The 17,421-nt window shown below is 74.1% G+C and carries 16 protein-coding genes; 12 read left to right on the top strand and 4 right to left on the bottom strand.

Annotation, left to right across the window (positions count from 1 at the left end; genetic code table 11):
• Nucleotides 1-85 precede the first annotated feature (85 nt).
• Complete coding sequence (locus ACP6CK_RS20605) at nucleotides 86-1,399, bottom strand: serine hydrolase domain-containing protein (RefSeq protein ID WP_426955181.1); 1,314 nt, start codon at nucleotides 1,397-1,399, stop codon at nucleotides 86-88.
• Nucleotides 1,400-1,568: 169 nt separating this feature from the next.
• On the opposite strand from ACP6CK_RS20605, the gene ACP6CK_RS20600 reads away from it, so the two are divergent.
• Both ACP6CK_RS20600 and ACP6CK_RS20595 read left to right on the top strand, forming a co-directional pair.
• A complete protein-coding gene (locus ACP6CK_RS20600; RefSeq protein WP_426955180.1) occupies nucleotides 1,569-2,246 on the top strand; it encodes a Crp/Fnr family transcriptional regulator in 678 nt (225 codons plus the stop codon).
• A gap of 189 nt (nucleotides 2,247-2,435) precedes the next feature.
• Complete coding sequence (locus tag ACP6CK_RS20595) at nucleotides 2,436-4,190, top strand: CHASE2 domain-containing protein (protein WP_426955179.1); 1,755 nt, start codon at nucleotides 2,436-2,438, stop codon at nucleotides 4,188-4,190.
• A gap of 121 nt (nucleotides 4,191-4,311) precedes the next feature.
• On the opposite strand, the gene ACP6CK_RS20590 is transcribed toward ACP6CK_RS20595, so the two are convergent.
• From ACP6CK_RS20590 to ACP6CK_RS20580, 3 genes are all read right to left on the bottom strand, one after another.
• Entirely contained in the window at nucleotides 4,312-4,923 is a 612-nt protein-coding gene (locus tag ACP6CK_RS20590; protein WP_426955178.1) for a FecR domain-containing protein, read from the bottom strand.
• Nucleotides 4,924-5,039: 116 nt separating this feature from the next.
• Entirely contained in the window at nucleotides 5,040-7,052 is a 2,013-nt protein-coding gene (locus ACP6CK_RS20585; protein ID WP_426955177.1) for a PAS domain S-box protein, read from the bottom strand.
• A 107-nt stretch (nucleotides 7,053-7,159) separates the two neighbouring features.
• Nucleotides 7,160-8,215 (bottom strand): DUF2891 domain-containing protein, encoded by a 1,056-nt coding sequence (locus tag ACP6CK_RS20580; protein WP_426955176.1) that lies wholly within the window; start codon nucleotides 8,213-8,215, stop codon nucleotides 7,160-7,162.
• 134 nt (nucleotides 8,216-8,349) lie between these two features.
• Here ACP6CK_RS20580 and ACP6CK_RS20575 point away from each other — a divergent pair, with 134 nt between their 5' ends.
• From ACP6CK_RS20575 to ACP6CK_RS20530, 10 genes are all read left to right on the top strand, one after another.
• Complete coding sequence (locus ACP6CK_RS20575) at nucleotides 8,350-9,327, top strand: Bug family tripartite tricarboxylate transporter substrate binding protein (protein WP_426955175.1); 978 nt, start codon at nucleotides 8,350-8,352, stop codon at nucleotides 9,325-9,327.
• Nucleotides 9,328-9,383: 56 nt separating this feature from the next.
• Nucleotides 9,384-10,442, top strand: a complete 1,059-nt coding sequence (locus ACP6CK_RS20570) for an Ldh family oxidoreductase (RefSeq protein ID WP_426955174.1) — start codon at nucleotides 9,384-9,386, stop codon at nucleotides 10,440-10,442.
• Between the two features lie 66 nt (nucleotides 10,443-10,508).
• Nucleotides 10,509-10,970, top strand: coding sequence for a cupin domain-containing protein (locus ACP6CK_RS20565; protein WP_426955173.1), 462 nt, complete (start codon nucleotides 10,509-10,511; stop codon nucleotides 10,968-10,970).
• A 265-nt stretch (nucleotides 10,971-11,235) separates the two neighbouring features.
• The gene (locus tag ACP6CK_RS20560; RefSeq protein ID WP_426955172.1) at nucleotides 11,236-12,006 is read left to right on the top strand and encodes an ABC transporter ATP-binding protein; all 771 of its coding nucleotides are present in this window, start codon (nucleotides 11,236-11,238) and stop codon (nucleotides 12,004-12,006) included.
• On the top strand, nucleotides 12,003-12,758 hold the full coding sequence (locus tag ACP6CK_RS20555; protein ID WP_426955171.1) for an ABC transporter ATP-binding protein: 756 nt from the start codon (nucleotides 12,003-12,005) through the stop codon (nucleotides 12,756-12,758). Before ACP6CK_RS20560 ends, ACP6CK_RS20555 begins: the two co-directional genes overlap by 4 nt.
• A complete protein-coding gene (locus ACP6CK_RS20550; protein ID WP_426955170.1) occupies nucleotides 12,755-13,939 on the top strand; it encodes an ABC transporter substrate-binding protein in 1,185 nt (394 codons plus the stop codon). Before ACP6CK_RS20555 ends, ACP6CK_RS20550 begins: the two co-directional genes overlap by 4 nt.
• 1 nt (nucleotide 13,940) lies before the next feature.
• A complete protein-coding gene (locus tag ACP6CK_RS20545; protein WP_426955169.1) occupies nucleotides 13,941-14,804 on the top strand; it encodes a branched-chain amino acid ABC transporter permease in 864 nt (287 codons plus the stop codon).
• A complete protein-coding gene (locus ACP6CK_RS20540; RefSeq protein WP_426955168.1) occupies nucleotides 14,801-15,706 on the top strand; it encodes a branched-chain amino acid ABC transporter permease in 906 nt (301 codons plus the stop codon). Before ACP6CK_RS20545 ends, ACP6CK_RS20540 begins: the two co-directional genes overlap by 4 nt.
• Nucleotides 15,703-16,191 carry a GAF domain-containing protein gene (locus ACP6CK_RS20535; protein WP_426955167.1) on the top strand — a complete coding sequence of 163 codons (489 nt, stop codon included), beginning with the start codon at nucleotides 15,703-15,705 and terminating at the stop codon, nucleotides 16,189-16,191. The genes ACP6CK_RS20540 and ACP6CK_RS20535 overlap by 4 nt, the downstream gene beginning before the upstream one ends.
• Nucleotides 16,188-17,411, top strand: a complete 1,224-nt coding sequence (locus ACP6CK_RS20530; RefSeq protein WP_426955166.1) for an amidohydrolase family protein — start codon at nucleotides 16,188-16,190, stop codon at nucleotides 17,409-17,411. Before ACP6CK_RS20535 ends, ACP6CK_RS20530 begins: the two co-directional genes overlap by 4 nt.
• Nucleotides 17,412-17,421 lie beyond the last annotated feature (10 nt).

The raw sequence follows: 17,421 nt of genomic DNA, 5'->3' as shown, positions 1-17,421 counted from the left end.
GCGGGTCCAGGGCGCGCGTTCGCGGCCTGGTGGATGGGGTCTGGGGAAGGCAATGCCTTCCCCGGGGCCACCCGCCGCGATCGCGTCAGGCAAAGGCCTGATAGACGAGCTGCCGAATCCCATATCGGTATTGCAGCCGGTCGGACGGCCCCTGAAGCATGAGGACCGCGAACAGCTCCTCCTTCGGGTCCACCCAGAAATACGTCCCGTAGGCCCCACCCCAGGAGTAGTCGCCGATGCTTCCCGGCACCGGGCTGCGCCCCTGCTCCAGCCGCACCGCGAAGCCCAGGCCGAAGCCGTAGCCCACGGTGGGCGAGGGCGCGAGGCCGCCGAAGCGCGCGAAGAGCCCGGGCGAATACTCCGTCCCCGGCGGCAGGTGGTTCGACGTCATCAGCTCGATCGTCTTGGGGGAGACGATGCGCGTCCCGTCCAGCGTGCCGCCGTTCAGCAGCATCTGGCAGAAGCGCGCGTAGTCCTGCGCGGTGGATACCATCCCGCCGCCGCCGGAGAACCAGTTCGGCTTCTGCAACGCGTCCGGGATGGCCTGCCGCCGGTTCGTCACCGGGTCCACCTGGGCCTTCGCGGCACGATCGCCGGCCTCGGCCGGTGCCCAGAAGCCGGTGTCGCGCAGCCCGAGCGGCCCGCTGATCCGCGCCTTGATGAAGGCGTCCAGGTCCATGCCGCTGACGACCTCGACGATGCGGCCGACCACGTCGGTGGAGTGCCCGTACTCCCAGTGCGTGCCGGGCTGGTACATCAGCGGCATCCGCGCGAGGCCGGTGATGAACTGGGCCGAGGTCTGGTTGCGGTTGGCGACGTTCGCCTCCGCATAGGCGCGCTGCACGGGATCGGCGCCCGTCACACCCTCTCCGGCCGCGGAGGTCAGGCCGGAGGTGTGGCGCATCAGGTCCTGCACCGTCGGCGGGCGCTGCACGGCGGTGCGCTCCATCCCCACCGCCTGGTCCCCGAACTCCGGGAGGTAGCGGCTGACGGGATGCCACAGCATCACCTTCCCTTCCTCCACCAGCATCATCAGTGCCAGCGAGGCGAAGGGCTTCGTCATGGAGGCGATGCGGAACACCGCGTTCACCGGCATCGCGGCCCCCGATTCCCGGTCGCGGAAGCCAACGGCCTCCTCATGCGCGATGCGGCCCTTACGGGCGACGACGACCACGGCGCCGGGGATGCGGTTCGCGGCCACCTCCTCCCGCAGCCAGCCGCCGATGCGGGTCAGGCGCTCGGTGGACAGGCCGACCTCCTCCGCCCGTCCGGCGCGCGGAAGGGATGCAGGGGTTGCGGCGGATGTCGTGACGGTCTGGGCCTGCGCGGCGGGGCCGCCCGTCAAACCGGCCATGGCGGCGCCTCCGGCAAGGGTGATGGCATCTCGGCGATGGAGCATGGGTCGTTTCCTCCCCGGCCCCGGTGCCCTCGCCCTTGGAGGGCGTTCACGAGGGTGGCGACCGCCGGCCGGCCAGGGCAGCGTCCGGGGCGTGTGGGGCGGGTGTCAAGCACAACCGCCCCCCGAAACGAGCCTTCCCCGGCGCGGGCGGGGGCGGCATGCTCCCGCCGTGGCCGCCCTTCCCGAAACCCGCCGCCTGCTGGACGGCGTCCGCTTCCTGGCGGGCGTGCCCTCCGACGCGAAGGACCGGCTGGCCGGGATCGCCCGTCCCGTGCGCCACCCCGCCGGCGCCACGCTCTTCCGCCGCGGCGACCCCGGGGAAGGGATGCTGCTGGTGCTGGACGGCCTCGTCCGCCTGCACCTCTCCACCGCCGGTGGCCGGGAGCTCACCCTGGGCCTCGTCGGCCGCGGCGAGCCGATCGGGGAGGTCGCGCTGGTGGATGGCGGCCCGCGCAGCGCCGACGCCACCGCCTTCACCCCCATCTCCGCCCTGATGTTCCGCCACGCCGATGCCGGGGCCCTGATCGCGGCCGACGCCGCCCTCGCCCTCGCCCTGCTGCGCACCCTCGCCGCCCGCCTGCGCCGCACCACCGACCAGGTGGAGGCCGTGGGACTCCAGGGCCTGCCCCAGCGCCTCGCCGCCGCCCTGCTGCGGCTGGCGGCGGTGGACCCGAGCGGCCTCGTGCGCCTGCCGCAAGGGCAGATCGCCTCCCTCGTCGCCGCCACCCGGCCGAAGGTGAACGCCGCCCTGTCCGAGTTCCGCGCCCGCGGCTTCGTGGAGAACGCCCGGGCCGGGCTGCGCGTGACGAACGCGGACGGGCTGCGGGCGTTCGCGGCGGAAGGGTGACGTGAGAGAGCAAGGCCGGGGGAGTGAACTCCCCCGGACCCCCTCCTTCTTTTGCCAGGCTGCCGCGGAAGGCGGCGATGGGGTGTCCCCGTTTCCGAATTCCGCGGCAGCCTCGAAAAGGAGGATGATTGGTTCGGGGAGAATGCCTTCTCCCCGACCTTTCTCGCCCCTTCCATGAGAACCGGCGGCTTGGCGGCCGCGATCCTGGCCGGCGCGGCGCTGCTTTTCGCCCCGCTGGCCGACGACCTGCGGGACAGCGCGACGGACCTCCTGATGCAGGCCGTGCCCCGCACGGCGGAGACGGCGCCGGTCCTCGCCGTCGCGGTGACGGGGGCGGACCTGACCTCCCTTGGCCCCTGGCCCTGGCCACGGGAGCGGCTGGCCGAGGTGGTGAACCGTCTTTCCGGGGCCGGGGCCGCCGCCATCGCGCTCGACCTCGTCCTCGCCGAGCCGGCGGCCGGCGACCCCGCCCTGGAGCGTGCGCTGATGGGGGAGCCCTCGCTCGTCGCCCTGCTCGCGGGACCGGCGCCGCCGCCGCCCGGCTTCGCGGTGGCGCAGATCGGCCGGCCCGACCTGTCCGACCTTCCGGCGCTGCCGGGGGTGGAGCCGAGCGCCCTGCCCAACGCCGTCGGCGCCCTGGCCGTGCTGCCCGGGCGGACGATGCGGCAGGTCCCGATGCTGGCCCGGCTGGGGACGGAGGACCGGCTCCTGCCCGGCCTCGCCCTCGGCATCCTCGCCCGGGCCCTGGGGGTGGAGACGCTGCTCCTGCGGGAAGGGCAGCTCCAGCTCGGCGCCCATATCCTTCCCCTGCCGCGCGACGGGATGCTGCGGCTGGACCCGCCGCGCGACCCGGTCCCCGTCCTGTCCGCCGGCGCCGTCCTGCGCGGGGAGACCGGGGAGGCGCGCGGCCGGATCGTCCTGATCGGCGTCACGGCGCCGGAGGAGGCGCCGCTCCGCCCTTCCGTGCTCGGCCCCTTCACGCCCTCCCTGCTGGTGCAGGCGGAGGCGGCGGCGCAGCTCGCGGCCGGCTGGGTCCCGCTGCGCCCGTCAGGCGCCGCCGTGGGGGAGGCCCTGGCGGCCCTGCTGCTCGGGCTGCTCTCCGCGGCCGTCGTGCGGCGGTGGCCAGGGCCGGGGCTGGCCGCCGCGGTCCTGCTCGCCGTGCTTTGGCCGCTCGCGGCCCTGGCGGCGCTGCGGATGGAGGCCCTGCTCATCGACCCCACCCTGCCCGCTGCCGGCGCCCTGCTCGGCGGCGTGGCGGAGGCCGCGGCCGCCGCCCGCCGCCTGGCGCGGGAGCGGACCCGGCTGCTGTCGCGCTTCGCCCACCGCCTGCCGACCGGGGTGGCGGAACAGCTCCTCGCCCGCCCGGAATCGGAGCGGCTGCGGCCGGAGCTGTGCCGCGTGGCCGTCGTCATGACGGACCTCGCCGGCTTCTCGACGACGGTGCGGAACCACGACCCGGCGGCGGTGGTCACAGTGCTGAACGCCTACCTCTCGGGCGTGGAGGCGGCGGTGCTGGCGGAGGGCGGCACGCTGGAGCGGCTGATCGGGGACAGCGTGCTGGCCGTCTTCGGCGCCCCGCTCGCGCGCGCCGACGACGATGCCCGCGCCCTGGCCGCCGCCCGCGCCATCGACCGCTTCGCCGAGGCCTTCCGCCGCCGCCCCGAGGCCGTGGCGATCGGCTGGGGCGAGACGCGCATCGGCGTCGCCGCCGGGGAGGTGCTGGCCGGCGAGGTCGGCGGCTCCCGCCTCACCTGGGCGGTGTGCGGAGACGCCGCGAACGTCGCGGCGCGGTTGCAGGAGCTGGGCAAGACCGTGGGGCGAAGGGCGCTGGTGACAGGAATCGAGGACCCGTCCCTGCCGCCGCCGATCGGCCGTTTCGCGCTGCGCGGGCTTACGGGAGAGGCGGAGGTGCGGCCGTTGGACAGAGCAGGGTTGGGCGAGTGAACTCCCCCAAACCCCCTCCTTCTTCTGTCAGTTGGGGACCGGCATCAGCCGCCCGCGCCAATTCGCAGGATTAGATGGGGGCCGGGGCGAAGGCACTGCCTGAGCCGTTCCCCCGGCCTTCTCACGCCACCAGCGCCATCGCCCGCGCCACCCGCGGCTCCCCCCAGCGCACCACCGGCCCCGGTGGCGCGCCGATCTCCGGCACGTCCACGCCATCCCCGGCGGCGAGGTCCCGGCGGACCCCGGCCGCCTCCACCTCCACGCGCCCGCGGGCAACGAAGACGGCGTAGCGGCCGTCCAGCGGCCCGGCGAAGAAGCGGGTGCCGCGGACACCGATCCGCGCCCAGGGAAGGGTCATCGTGACGGGAGTCGGCATGCGCTGCGGCGGGCGGTCATACAGCACCGGCCCGTCGAAGACCCGCAGCGCGACGCCGGTGCGCGGCCCGCGCAGGGTCAGCGCGTCCACGCGGAGGCTGGCGCGCTCGCCCAGGCGGATCTCGATCCCGCCCTCCAGCAGGCCGACCAGCCGGGCCGAGGCGCCGGTGCGGATGAGGTCGTCCATCAGCAGCGCCGCCGCGGGCGAGAGGGCGCGTGGCGGGCCGCCGGAGAAATGCGCCTCCGCCTCTCCCGTGACGTCGGAGACCTCCCCCACCCGCGCGCGGTCGCCGAGCCCGGCCCTCGGCGCGAGCGCCAGGAGCGGCAAAAGGGACAGGATTCGCCGGTGCAGGGCCACGTCGCCCCTCCTCCTCCGTGCCGGGGATCCAAGGGCCGCGCGGGGGCGCGTCCCGGCGGCGCTCATGCCGTGGGCGGAGCCTGCCCGCCTGTCCCGGCCGGGACAATGCCGGCCGCTCAGGCCGGAGCCCTGCGCCGTTCCGCCAGCGGGATCGCGACCTCGCAGACGAGGCCCGTCCGTTCCCAGGACAGGGTGATGCTGCCGCCGAGCTGCCCGCGCACCGTCCCCTCCAGCACGCGGGAGCCGAAGCCGCGGCGCTCCGGCGGCCGGGGCACCGGCGGCCCGCCGGCTTCCACCCAGCGCAGCCGCAGAGATGGTCCCGGCTGCAGCGCCCAGGCAATATTGACGCGTCCCGTCGGCGCGGCCAGTGCCCCGTGCTTCACCGCGTTCGTCGCCAGCTCGTGCACGGCCATCGCGAGGGGCTGCGCCGCTGCGGCGGGTAGGGACACGGGCGGGCCGTCCAGCTCTGCCCGCTGCTCGGCGCCGCCCAGGAAGGGCGCCATCTCCCCCTGCAGCAGGGTGCGGAGGTCGGTGCCGGACCAGCGATCCTCGGCCAGCAGGGTCTGGGCGCGGGCGAGGGCGGACACGCGGCCCTCCACCATCCGCCGGAACTCGTCCACGTTCCCTGCGCGCGTCAGGCGCAGCGCGGCCTGGACGACGGCGAGCGCGTTCTTCGCGCGGTGATCGACCTCCCGCATCAGCAGGGCCTGGCGCTCCTCCGCGGTCTTGCGGGCCGTGACATCCTGCGCGACGCCGCCGATCCGCAGGGCCGCGCCGGTCGCGGGGTCGCGCTCGACCACGGCGCCGAAGGAGCTGATCCAGACCCAGCCCCTGGCGGGGTCGCGCACGCGGAACTCGGCTTCGAAGCGCGGCGCCTCGCCGCGGGCGGTCGCGTGGAAGCGGCGCTCCACCTCGGGCCGGTCCTCGGGGTGGAGGGGGTGGAACCATGCGTCCAGGGTGAAGCCGGAATCCGCCACGGGGCGCAGCGCCTGGGCCAGCGGGCCGGCGCGGAAGCCCACGCCGCGGCGCAGGTCGAATTCCCAGGTGCCCAGCCGCGCCGCCTCCACCGCCAGGCGCAGCCGCGCGTCGCTGGCGCGCAGCGCGGCCTGCTCCGCCTTGCGGTCGGTGATGTCGAGATGCGCGCCGTAGCTCACCTCCCGCCCGCCGAGCTGCACGCCCTGCACGCGGACCAGCACGTCCCGGACCGCGCCGGACTTCGTGCGGTGCCGCGCCTCGAATTCCTGCAGACCCGGGCGCAGCGCGTGGGCGCGCGCATGGGCGCGGATCGCCGCCGAATCACCCCGCGCGTCGATGTCGGTGATCGAGAGGCGCAGGAACTCCTCCGGCGTGTAGCCATAGGCGGCGCAGGCATGCTCGTTCACGTCCAGCACGCGGTGGGTCTGCGGGTCGATCACAATCACCGCGAAGGGCGCTGCATCGAACAGGGTGCGGTGGCGTGCCTCGCTCTCGCGCAGCGCCGCCTCGGCGCGGGCGCGGGCCGCCAGGTCCCAGGTGCGCTCCGCCACGTCGCGCACCAGCGCCGCCTCGGCCGGGGTCCAGCGGCGCGGCGAGGGTTCGTGGACATAGAGGATCGCGCGCAGCCGCCCGTCCTTCACCAGCGGCGCCACGACCAGGGAGCGCGCGCCGATGCTGGCCCAGGTCGGCGCGTAGTCCGGGCCGGCGCGCGGGTCCTCCAGGCAGTCCTCCACCGCCAGCACGCGTCCCGCGCGGAGCTCGGCGATCGCGGCGGGGCCGAAGCCGTCCAGCAGCCGGGCCTCGCCCGCCAGGGTCATGACGCGGCCGTCCGTCCAGTCCCGCTCCACCCGGACAGTGCCGGCCTCCTCGTCGATCTCGCCGTAGCCGGCCCGCGCCGCGCCGAGATGTGTCCCGAGCATCCTGGCGGCGAGGCTCGTCGCCTCCAGCGGATCGAGCAGCCCGCGCAGACGCTCCTCCAGCGTGAGGCGGAAGGCCTGATGCGTCGCCTCGGGGCCGGGATCGTCGTGCAGGCGCTCGAGGGCCGCGCGGAGCGCCGCGGCGGCATCCGGGAAGCGGCCGGAGGAGACCAGCCCGTCCAGGATCGCCGCCAGATCGGGCGGGAGCGGCGCGGCGAGGGTGGACGGGGACAGCATCGGCGCTAACCACCCCTGCCCGGCCGCCGCTGTCAATGCTGGCCCGCCGCCGCAGCCCTGCCCCGGACCTGCGGCCCTGGGCCGGCGCGGCACCTGGGGCGCGGGCGCTACTCGTCCAGCGCGAGCACGGCGAAGCTCGCGAGCCAGTGCTCCCCCATGTAGTGGCCGGCGACGTGCGGCAGCCCGGCCGCCAGGTGCCGCGCGGCGGCCGCCTCCATCACCGTGCGCCGGGGGTCGCCGGGCAGCAGGGCCGCGGCCACGGACCGCCAGCACCAGGCGCGGCTGAGGTTCAGCCCGTCGAGATGCGCGATCTTGCCGTCGCTCCGGTCCGTGACGGTGGCAGGCGCGAAGAGCGTGGCGGGCCGCGACGCTTCGAGATCGGGCAGGAAGCGGGCGAACCAGGCGCGGAAGGCGCTGCCCGGCAGCAGGCGGTGCATGCACTCCGCCTCGATCAGGGTGGAGGAGAGAAAGTCGTCCCCGCTCGGCTCGCCCCAGGCCGGCGCGGCGCGGTCGCCGCCATACCAGCGCGTCGCCGTGTCGCGCAGCAGGGTGAGGAAGTCCTCGTCCCCCGCCGCTTCCGCGTGGTCCGCGGCCAGGCGCAGGCCGAAGGCGGTGTTGGGATGCGTGCCCACGCGCACGGGATAGGTCGCGACCGGCAGGAAGTCCCGGAAGCGCCCCACGAAGATCGCGGCCATCGGCGCCAGCGCCGCGCCCCAGGGCTGATCGGCGTGATGCGACAGCTCCGCCGAGAGCTTCAGCAGCCAGCCCCAGCCATAGGGGCGCTCGAAGCCGCGCATCCCCGGGCAGGAGAGCGTGGCGCACTCGCCCGCGACCTTCTCCGGCGTCAGCCGGCGGTCGAACAGCGCGCGGATCGCGGCCGCCGGCTCCATGCCGGGGAAGCGGCGCAGCACGCGCGCGAGCATCCAGTAGCCGTGTACGCAGGAATGCCAGTCGTAGCTGCCGTGGAAGACGGGATGCAGCGCGGCGGGTGTGCGCGCATCCTCCGGAGTGGCCATCACATGGCCGGGCTTGTGCGGATATTCCTGCTCCACATGCCCCAGCGCGATGCGGGCGAGGCGCGCTGCCAGTTCCTCGGTCAGCGCCGCGGGCGAGGCGGTGCCTTCCGGATGATCAAGGGTCCGCGCGGGGTCGGTGCTGCTCACGCGGGGATCATCCGATCCTCGCGACCGCGCCGCAACCGGCCGAGGAGGTTGGACGCCCGCCGCGGCCAGGGGCTAGAAGGGCGGCAAGGCCCGCGCAACGACCGGCGCAGCGGCCACGATGGAGGATGGACACGATGGACCGCCGCACCCTTCTGCGCGCCGGCATGGCCGCGCCGCTGCTTCCGGCGCTCGCGGCGCCGGCCCTGCGTGCCCAGACCTTCGACCATGTGGTGCGGATCATCGTGCCGAACGCGCCGGGCGGCACCAGCGACATCCTCGCCCGCCTCATCGCGCCGGAACTGGGGCGCGCGCTCGGCCAGAACGTGATCGTGGAGAACCGCGCGGGCGCGGGCGGCAACATCGGTGCGGACTTCGTGGCCAAGAGCCCGCCGGACGGCCACAACCTGCTGCTGATGGACGTGACGACCATCGCCACCAACCCCGGCCTTTTCCCGCGCCTGCCCTTCGACAACACGCGGGACCTGGCGCCCGTGACGATGTTCATCTACGCGCCCTACATCCTCGGCGTGGCGAACCGGCTGCCGGTGCAGGACGCGGCCGGGCTCGCCGCCCACGTCAAGGCCGCGCGCGCGCCGCTGAACGCCGGCAACTCCGGCGTCGGCACTGCATCCCACCTGACGTTGATCCAGCTCGCGGAGTTCTTCGGGAAGGAGATGACGCACGTCCCCTATCGCGGCGGCGCGCCCGCCCTGGTGGCGGTGGTGTCGGGGGAAGCGGACCTGACGATCGCCGGCGCGACGCAGGCGCAGCCCTATGCCGTGAACAACCAGATGCGCGCGATCGCCGTCACCGGCGCGCACCGCCTCTCGACCTTGCCGAACGTGCCCACCTTCCGCGAGCTCGGCTGGCCGGCCGAGGATGCGGGCACCTGGCAGGGCGTGATGGTCCAGGGCAACACGCCGCGCCCGATGATCCAGCGGCTGCACGAGGAGCTGCGCCGCATCGCCGCCATTCCCGCCATCGCCGCGCGTCTGGCGGAGCTCGGCGCCGAGCCGCGCACCGAGGGCCCGGAGCCCTTCCGCACCTGGCTGACACGGGAGACCGAGACCTACAGCCGCCTTATCCGCGACAACAACATCCGGGCGGAGTAGGGCCGCCCACGGGCCGGCGGGGGATTTCCGCCGGTCCCTGACCGCGCCGACGCAGCATGACCACCGAAGCCCCTCGCCATTCCCACGCGGCGCTGACGCGCCTCGCCGAACGCCTCTTCGCCGCCGCCGGGCTGGACGGGGAGAAGGCGCGCACCACCGCGCGCCTCCTCGTCCTGACGGACATGATGGGGCGCTACACCCACGGCCTCGCGCAGGTCGGCGCCTATCTCGATCAGGTTCAACGCGGACTGATGGAGGGCGCCGGGGAGCCGGAGGTGCTGCGCGACACCGGCGCCACCCTCGTCTGGGACGGCGGGTACCGCCCCGGCCCCTGGCTGGTGGAGCGCGCGCTGCGAACGGGCTTCGAGCGGTTGTCGCAGCACGGCGTCGTCACCACGGTCATCCGCCGCAGCCATCACATCGGCTGCCTCGCGGCGCTCACGAAGGAAGCCACGGATCGCGGCTACCTCGCCATCCTCGCCTCCTCCGGCCCGCACACGAAGATCGTGGCGCCGTTCGGTGGCAAGGAGGGGCTGTTCAGCCCCAATCCCTTCGCGATCGGCTTCCCCACCACGGCCTCACCGGTGCTGGTGGACATCTCCGCCTCCATCACCAGCCTCTCCAACGTGCGGGAGAAGAAGGCGGCCGGCGCGCGATTCGACCATCCCTGGGTGATGGACTCGGAGGGCCGCGCCACCACCGATCCGAACGTCGTGGAGGGGAAAGGCGGCAGCCTCCTCCTGCTCGGCGGGATGGAGGCGGGCCACAAGGGCTTCGGTCTCGCCCTGATGGTGGAGGCGCTGACCGGCGGCCTCGCGGGCCATGGCCGGCTGGAGCAGCCGACGCGCTGGGGCGCCAACGTCTTCCTTCAGCTCCTCGATCCCGCCGCCTTCGCGGGGCGCGATGCCTTCCTCGCGCAGATGGACTTCCTCACGGATGCCTGCCGCGCCAACGCGCCGGTCGATCCCGCCCAGCCCGTCCGCCTGCCGGGCGAGAAGGCCGCCCGCCTCATCGCCCGCGCCGAGGCGGAGGGCGTTCCCCTCTCCCCGACGGCCGCCGCCTCCCTCCGCGACTGGGCGGCGCGGCTGGGCGTGGAACCCGATCCGCTCGGCTGAGCCCTTGCGCCGGCGCGGCGCCGGGTGCTGCGATGGTGGTGCAACAAACGTCCGGGGAACCCCGTCATGCGCCTTCCCGTCCTCTGCGGCGGCCTCGCCGTCGCCTTCGCCGCCGGGCTCTTCGCCGCACGCCTCGTCCCGCCCGCCGACGCCCAGCCCGCGCCACAGCCCCTGACGCCGCGCATCGTCAACGTGATGACCATGACGGACGAGGAGATCGGTCCCCTGGTCAACAACACCGACCTCCGCTCGCGCCTCCTCGTCTCCTCCCCGCACGGGACCATCGCCGTGCAGAGCGGCAACGTGCTGAAGCACTTCCACGCCGACGCCGACGAGATCCAGCTCATCCTCGACGGTGCCGGCTCCTTCTGGCTGGGGGATCGGGAGGTGCAGGTCCAGCGCGGCGACCTCGTCATCATCCCCCGCGGCACCCACCACGCGGGATCGCGCGCCACCACCGGCCGCTTCCGCGCCCTGGCCATCAAGCTGCCGCCGCAGCGGCCGGACGACACGCACCCGGTGCCGTGAGGCGTCGCGCTGGTGACTCCGGGGAGGCTCTGCCTCCCCAGGCCCCTCCGCCGGGGCCCTAAGGGGCCCCGGCCCCCCCGCATCTGTTGAAATGCCCTTGGCTGGGGGCCAGACCAGGGCGCTCTTACAGGATGGAGGTCCAGGAACATCAGCTTCCTGGCGAATGGGGTTCCAGGGGAAGGCAGAGCCTTCCCCTAGGCCAATCGCACAACACCCCCAGGTTGCCGGCCTGCGGGGTCGCGCCTAGCCTTCACCTGTGCTGGCGGTGCAACGGGATGAGCGCACGGCGCTCGAGGTCGAGGGGATGCGGCTCGCCTATGGCGGCGTCGCGGCGCTGGACGGCGTGTCGCTGCGCGTGCCGCCGGGGATCGTCACCGGCCTGATCGGGCCGAACGGCGCGGGCAAGACGACGCTGTTCAACGCGGTGACGGGCCTGGCGCGGCCGGATGCGGGGCGCGTGCGGCTGTTCGGGCAGGAGGTGACGGGCTTGCCGCCGCACCGGCTGGCGGCGCGGGGGATGGTGCGGTCCTTCCAGCTCGCACGCGGCCTGCCGGCGATGACGGTGTTCGAGCACCTGATGCTCTATGGCCCCGACCAGGCCGGGGAACGTCTGTGGCCGGCCCTGGTCGGCGGCGGGCGGGCGCGGGAGGCGGAGCTGGCAGAGAAGGCGCTGACGGTCGCCGCGCGCCTCGGCCTGTCCCGCGTGATCGACAACCGGGTGGGCGCGCTGTCCGGCGGGCAGCGGAAGCTGCTGGAAATCGGGCGGGCGCTGATGGCCTCCCCGCGCCTGATGCTGCTGGATGAGCCGGCGGCCGGCGTGAACCCGACCCTCGCGGAGACGATCGGCGATCACCTGATGGCCGTCGCGGCGGAGGGCACGACGATCCTGCTGGTGGAGCACGACATGGCCCTCGTCTCCCGCGTCTGCGCCCATGTCATCGTCATGGCCCTTGGCCGGCATCTGGCTGAGGGCACGTTCGATGCCGTGCGGGAGAACCCGGACGTGCAGGACGCCTATCTCGGGACGCGGCGGTGAGCGGGCTCGTCGCCACCGGAATCGTCGGCGGCTACGCCGCGGCGGATGAGGTGGTGCGGGGCGTGACCCTGTCCGCGGCGGCGGGAGAACTGACCTGCGTCATCGGCCCGAACGGCGCGGGCAAGAGCACGGCGCTGAAGCTTGTCGCCGGGCTGCTGCGGCCGCGCCAGGGCATCGTGATGCTGGAGGGCCGCGACCTCTCGGGCCTGCCACCCCGCGCCGCGCTGACCGCCGGTCTCGTCTTCGTGCCGCAGGAGCGGAACATCTTCGCCGCCCTCAGCGTGGAGGAGAACCTGCTGATGGGCGGCTACGCCACGGGGCTCACGGGCGGCTACGCCGCGGGCCGCGCGGCGCTGGACGAAGCCTATGCCAACTTCCCCGCCCTGCGCGCGCGCCGCCGCACCGCGGCCGGGTCGCTCTCCGGCGGGCAGCGGCAGGTGCTGGCGATGGCCTCGGCGCTGATGGCGCGGCCGCGCGCGCTGCTGCTGGACGAGCCGACGGCCGGGCTGTCGCCCCAGGCGGCCGCGGAGCTGCTGGCCCTCATCCAGCGCCTCGCGCGCGCCGGCCTCGCGATCCTGATGGTGGAGCAGAACGCGACCGAGGCACTCGCCGCCTCCGACCGCGCCGCCGTGATGGTGGACGGGCGCGTGGTGCGCGACGGCCCGGCGGCCGAGGTCGCGGGCGATCCGGAGATTCGCCGCCTCTTCCTCGGCGGAAGGGCACATCCCAGCACGGAAGGACAAGCCGCATGACGATCACCCGGCGGGCCGGCCTCATCGGCACGGCGATGCTTCCCCTGATCGCGCGCCGCGCGGCGGCGCAGAACGCGCCGATCAAGCTCGGCCTGCTGGTGCCGCTGTCCGGCGCCGGCGGCCCCTACGGCCCACACCAGGCGAGCGCCGTGCGCGGCGTGGCGGACGCCGTGAACGCCGCCGGCGGCGTGCTCGGCCGCCGGGTCGAGGTGGTGGTGGAGGACGACCAGACGAACCCCGAGGCCGCGGTCCGCGCCGCCCGCAAGCTGATCGACGTGGACCGCGTCGCCGCCATCATGGGCACCTGGGCGTCCTCGGTCACCACTGCCGTCGCGCCGCTCTGCTGGGAAAGCCGGACGATGCTCTGCACCGTCTCCGGCGCCGACAGCATCACGCAGCTGCCGCACCAGGGCTACCTCATCCGCACGCAGCCGAACACGCTGCTGCAGGGCCGCAAGTTCGGGGAATACCTGCTGCGGCTGAACGCGAAGCGCGTCTTCGTCATGTCGCCGCAGACGCCCTTCACGCAGAGCCAGTTCGCCTCCATGAAGGCGGCGCTGGAGCGCGGCGGCGCCGTCGCGGAGCTGCTGATCTACGACGACAAGAAGCCGACGCTCCGCTCCGAGGTGGACCAGGCGCTCCGCTACCGCCCCGACGCGATCGTCGCCGCCGGCTACACGCCCGACACCGCCATCCTCCTGCGCGACCTCGCCCGCGCGAGCTTCAGCAAGCCGATCGTCGGCTATGGCTACGCGATCAACCAGCGCCTGATCGAGAGCCTGCCGGCCGAGATCGTGGAGGGCGTCTACGCCCTCTCCCCCTCCCCCGCCGAGGGTTCGCCCGCCTTCGCCCGCGTCGTCGCCGCGACGGGACAGGCCGTGCCGGACACCTACGCCTGCCAGACCTATGACCACGTGAACCTTGTGCTGCTCGCCATGGCCGCGGCGAACGATTTCACGGGCACGGCGGTGAAGGACAACGTCCGCCGCATCAGCCAGGGCGGCGGCACCGCCGTCTCCTCGGCGGTGGAGGGGCTGCCGCTGCTCGCGGCCGGCACGAAGATCGACTACGACGGCGCCTCCGGCCCCTGCGACTTCACGGACATCGGCGACATCACCGACGTGAAGTTCCGCTACGAGCAGGTGAAGTCCGGCCGCATCACCTTGCTGGAGATCGCCTGACTTGCTCCAGGCGCTGCTGAACGGCGTTGTGTCCGGCACGCTGCTGGCGCTGCCGGCGGTCGGGTTCAGCGCGATCTTCGCGGTGCTGCGCTACACGAACTTCGCCATCGGCGGCTTCGCGACGCTCGGAGCCTACGCCGCCTGGGGGGTGAACACGTCGCTTGGCCTGCCGCTGGCACCATCCCTTGTCGCCGCGTTCCTGGCGGGCGGAATCGTGGCGGTGGCGGTGGAATGGGGCGCGGTGCGCGGGGCGGCGGGCGGTGGCCCACTCCGCATGGCCATCGCGTCGCTGGCCGCGGGCATCGTGCTGGAGAACGTCGCGCGCTTCGTCTGGGGAAATGACCCGCAGGGCTTCGACCTGCCCTTCGTGCGGGACATGGTGGTCGGCCCCGTGCGGGTCGGGCCGGGACAGTTGCAGGCGCTCGGCCTCGCGCTCGGGCTGATGCTGGTGGCCCTCGCGATCCTGCGTCTGACACGCCTCGGCCGCGCCATGCGGGCCGTGGCGGACAACCCCGAACTCGCCCGGCTGCGCGGCGTGGAGCCCGGCCGGATCGCGGCGCTGGCGGTCTTCGTCGGCGGCGCCTTTGCCGGGGTGGGCGGGACCCTGGCGGCCTCCGACACGCTGCTGGACCCGCTGGCGGGAACGCGGCTGCTGCTGCCGGTCTTCGCCGCTGCTGTCCTCGGCGGCCTCGGCTCCCTCCCCGGCGCCGTCGTCGGCGCCATCCTCCTCGGCATCGCGGAGGAGATGACCTCCGCCTTCCTCTCCCCCGCCTACCGGCAGGCGGTGGGGTTCCTGGCCATCCTCCTCGTGCTCACGCTGCGGCCCGGCGGGCTGCTGGCGGGGCGCGCCCTGCGGGCCGCATGACCGACTACCTCGTCTTCATCCTCGTCATCTGCGGCTGCTACGCGCTGCTCGCGCAGAGCCTCGTCGTGTCCTGGGGCTTGGCGGGGTTGCCGAATCTCGGCCTTGCCGGCTTCTTCGCGATCGGCGGCTACACGGGCGCCATGCTGGGCAAGTGGGGCGGCTGGCCGCCGGCGCTCGCGCTTGCCGCGGCCCTGCCGCTCGGCGCCCTGGCGGGCGCGCTGGTCACGGCGGCGACGCTGCGCCTGCGGGACGACTACCTCGCGATCGTCGCCCTCGGCTTCGCGGAGACCCTGCGGCTGGTCCTCTCCAACGAGATCTGGGCCACCGGCGGCACGGACGGCATCGCGGGCGTTCCCTCCCCTTTCCCGCGGGACTGGGGCCCGGGATTCCACCTCGCCATGCTCGGCCTCGTCACCGTGCTGGTGCTCGCCTCCGGCTGGCTGGTGCGGCGCCTCGCCGCCTCCCCCTGGGGCCGCGCCGTGCGCGCGGTGCGGGAGGACCAGGTGGTCGCCGCCGTCGCCGGCAAGACCGTGACGCGGCTGAAGCTCCAGGCCTTCGCGATCTCCGCCGCCATCGCCTCGCTCGCGGGGGCCTTCTACGGCCAGTACACGAGCTACGTCTCGCCGGAGACCTTCCAGCTCCTCGTCACCGTCTACGCCTTCCTCGCCGTCACGGCGGGCGGCCGCGCCCGCGTGTCCGGCGGCACGCTCGGCGCCTACGCCCTGATCGCGATGGTGGAGGGGCTGCGCTTCGTCGCGGGCGCCCTCCCCGGCCTCACCCCCGTGCGCGCCGCATCGCTGAGGGAGATCCTCGTCGGCCTGCTGCTCATCCTCCTGCTGCGGCTGCGGCCGGAGGGCTTCCTTCCCGAACGCAACCAGAAAGCCCCCCGGACGGCGCCATGACCCTCGAAGACCATCTGGCGCGCTGCGCCACCGCCCTGTCCGATCCTGCCGGTCCGCCGACCCTCTACCAGGCCGTGCAGGACTCGCTCGGCGCCCTGCTCGGCCACCGGCTCTTCACCCTTCTCATCACGACGCCCGACGGCACGGAGGTGGAGCGCATCTGGACCAGCGACCCGGAGGCCTACCCGCTGCAGGGCCGCAAGCGCATGGGCCCGACCCCCTGGGGCGCCCATGTCCTGCAGGGCCAGCGCCCCTGGATGTGTAACGACGCCGAGGGCATCCGCTGGGCCTTCCCGGATTCCGCCCTCATCGAGAGTCTCGGGCTCGGCTCCTGCATCAACATCCCCGTCGTGGCCTTCGGCCGCACGCTGGGCACGCTGAACATCCTGGACCGCCCCGGCGCCTATCCGGAGTCCGGGATGGAGACCGCCCGCCTCTTCGGCGCCCTTCTCGTCCTGCCCTATGCGGAGGCCGCGCGCGCATGATCCTCTTCCAGAACGCCGCTCTCGTGGACGGCCTCTCCGATCGCCCGCGGGAAGGCGTCCACGTCCTCGTCGAGGACGGCACGATCCGAGAGGTGTCGGACCGCCCGATTACCGCGTCCGGCGCGCGCGTGGTGGACCTGCGCGGCCGGACCCTCATGCCCGGCTTGATCGACTGCCACGTCCATGTCGTCGCGGCGCTGCCGGACCTGGCGCGCAACGCGCTACTGCCGGACAGCCTCGTCGCCGCCCGCGCGGGCGGGATCATGCGGGACATGCTGCTGCGCGGCTTCACCACGGTCCGTGACGTCGGCGGTGCCGACTGGGGCCTGAAGGTCGCGCAGGAGGAAGGCGCCATCACCGGCCCGCGCCTGGTGATCTCCGGCAAGGCGCTGTCCCAGACCGGCGGGCACACCGACCTGCGCGGCCGCTACGACCGCCGTCCCACCGAGTACTACACCCGTCGCCTCGGCGCACTCGGCCGCATCGCGGACGGGGTGCCGGAGGTCCGCCGTGCCTGCCGCGAGGAGATCAAGGAGGGCGCCGACTTCATCAAGGTGATGGCGAATGGCGGCGTGGCCTCCCCCACCGATCCCATCGCCTTCCTCGGCTTCGCGCGGGAGGAGCTGGCGGCGGCGGTGGAGGAGGCGACCAACGCAGGCACCTATGTCAGCGCCCATCTCTACACGGACTCGGCCATCCGCCGCGCGGTGGAGTGCGGCGTCCACAGCCTGGAGCATTGCAACCTCATCCAGCCGGACACGGCCCGCTTCGCAGCGGAGCGCGGCGCGGTCTGCGTGCCGACCCTGGTGACATATGAGGCCTTGAAGGAGGAAGGCGGCTCGCTCGGCCTTCCGCCCGATAGCGTCGCGAAGATCGACGACGTGCGCCTGGCCGGGCTGCACTCGCTGGAGGTGATGCGGGAGGCGGGCGTGCGGGTCGCCTTCGGCACGGACCTACTGGGCGCCATGCACCGCCACCAATCCCGCGAGTTCACCATCCGTGGCGAGGTGCTGCCGGCGCAGGAGATCATCGCCTCCGCGCTGGGAGAGGCGGCGCGGCTGCTGCGGATGGAGGGGAAGATCGGCTGCGTCGCGCCCGGCGCCCATGCCGATCTGATCGTGGTAGAGGGCGACCCGCTGCGCGACCTGTCGGTGCTGACGGACCCGGCGCGCCTGCTGGCCGTGATGCAGGCCGGGCGGTTCGTGGCGGAACGCCTCTAGAGACCACCCG

The organism is Muricoccus radiodurans, from assembly GCF_050154705.1.
In the GTDB taxonomy this organism is placed as follows: Bacteria; Pseudomonadota; Alphaproteobacteria; order Acetobacterales; family Acetobacteraceae; genus Roseomonas; species Roseomonas radiodurans.
This window is presented reverse-complemented; position numbering and strand designations above follow the sequence as displayed.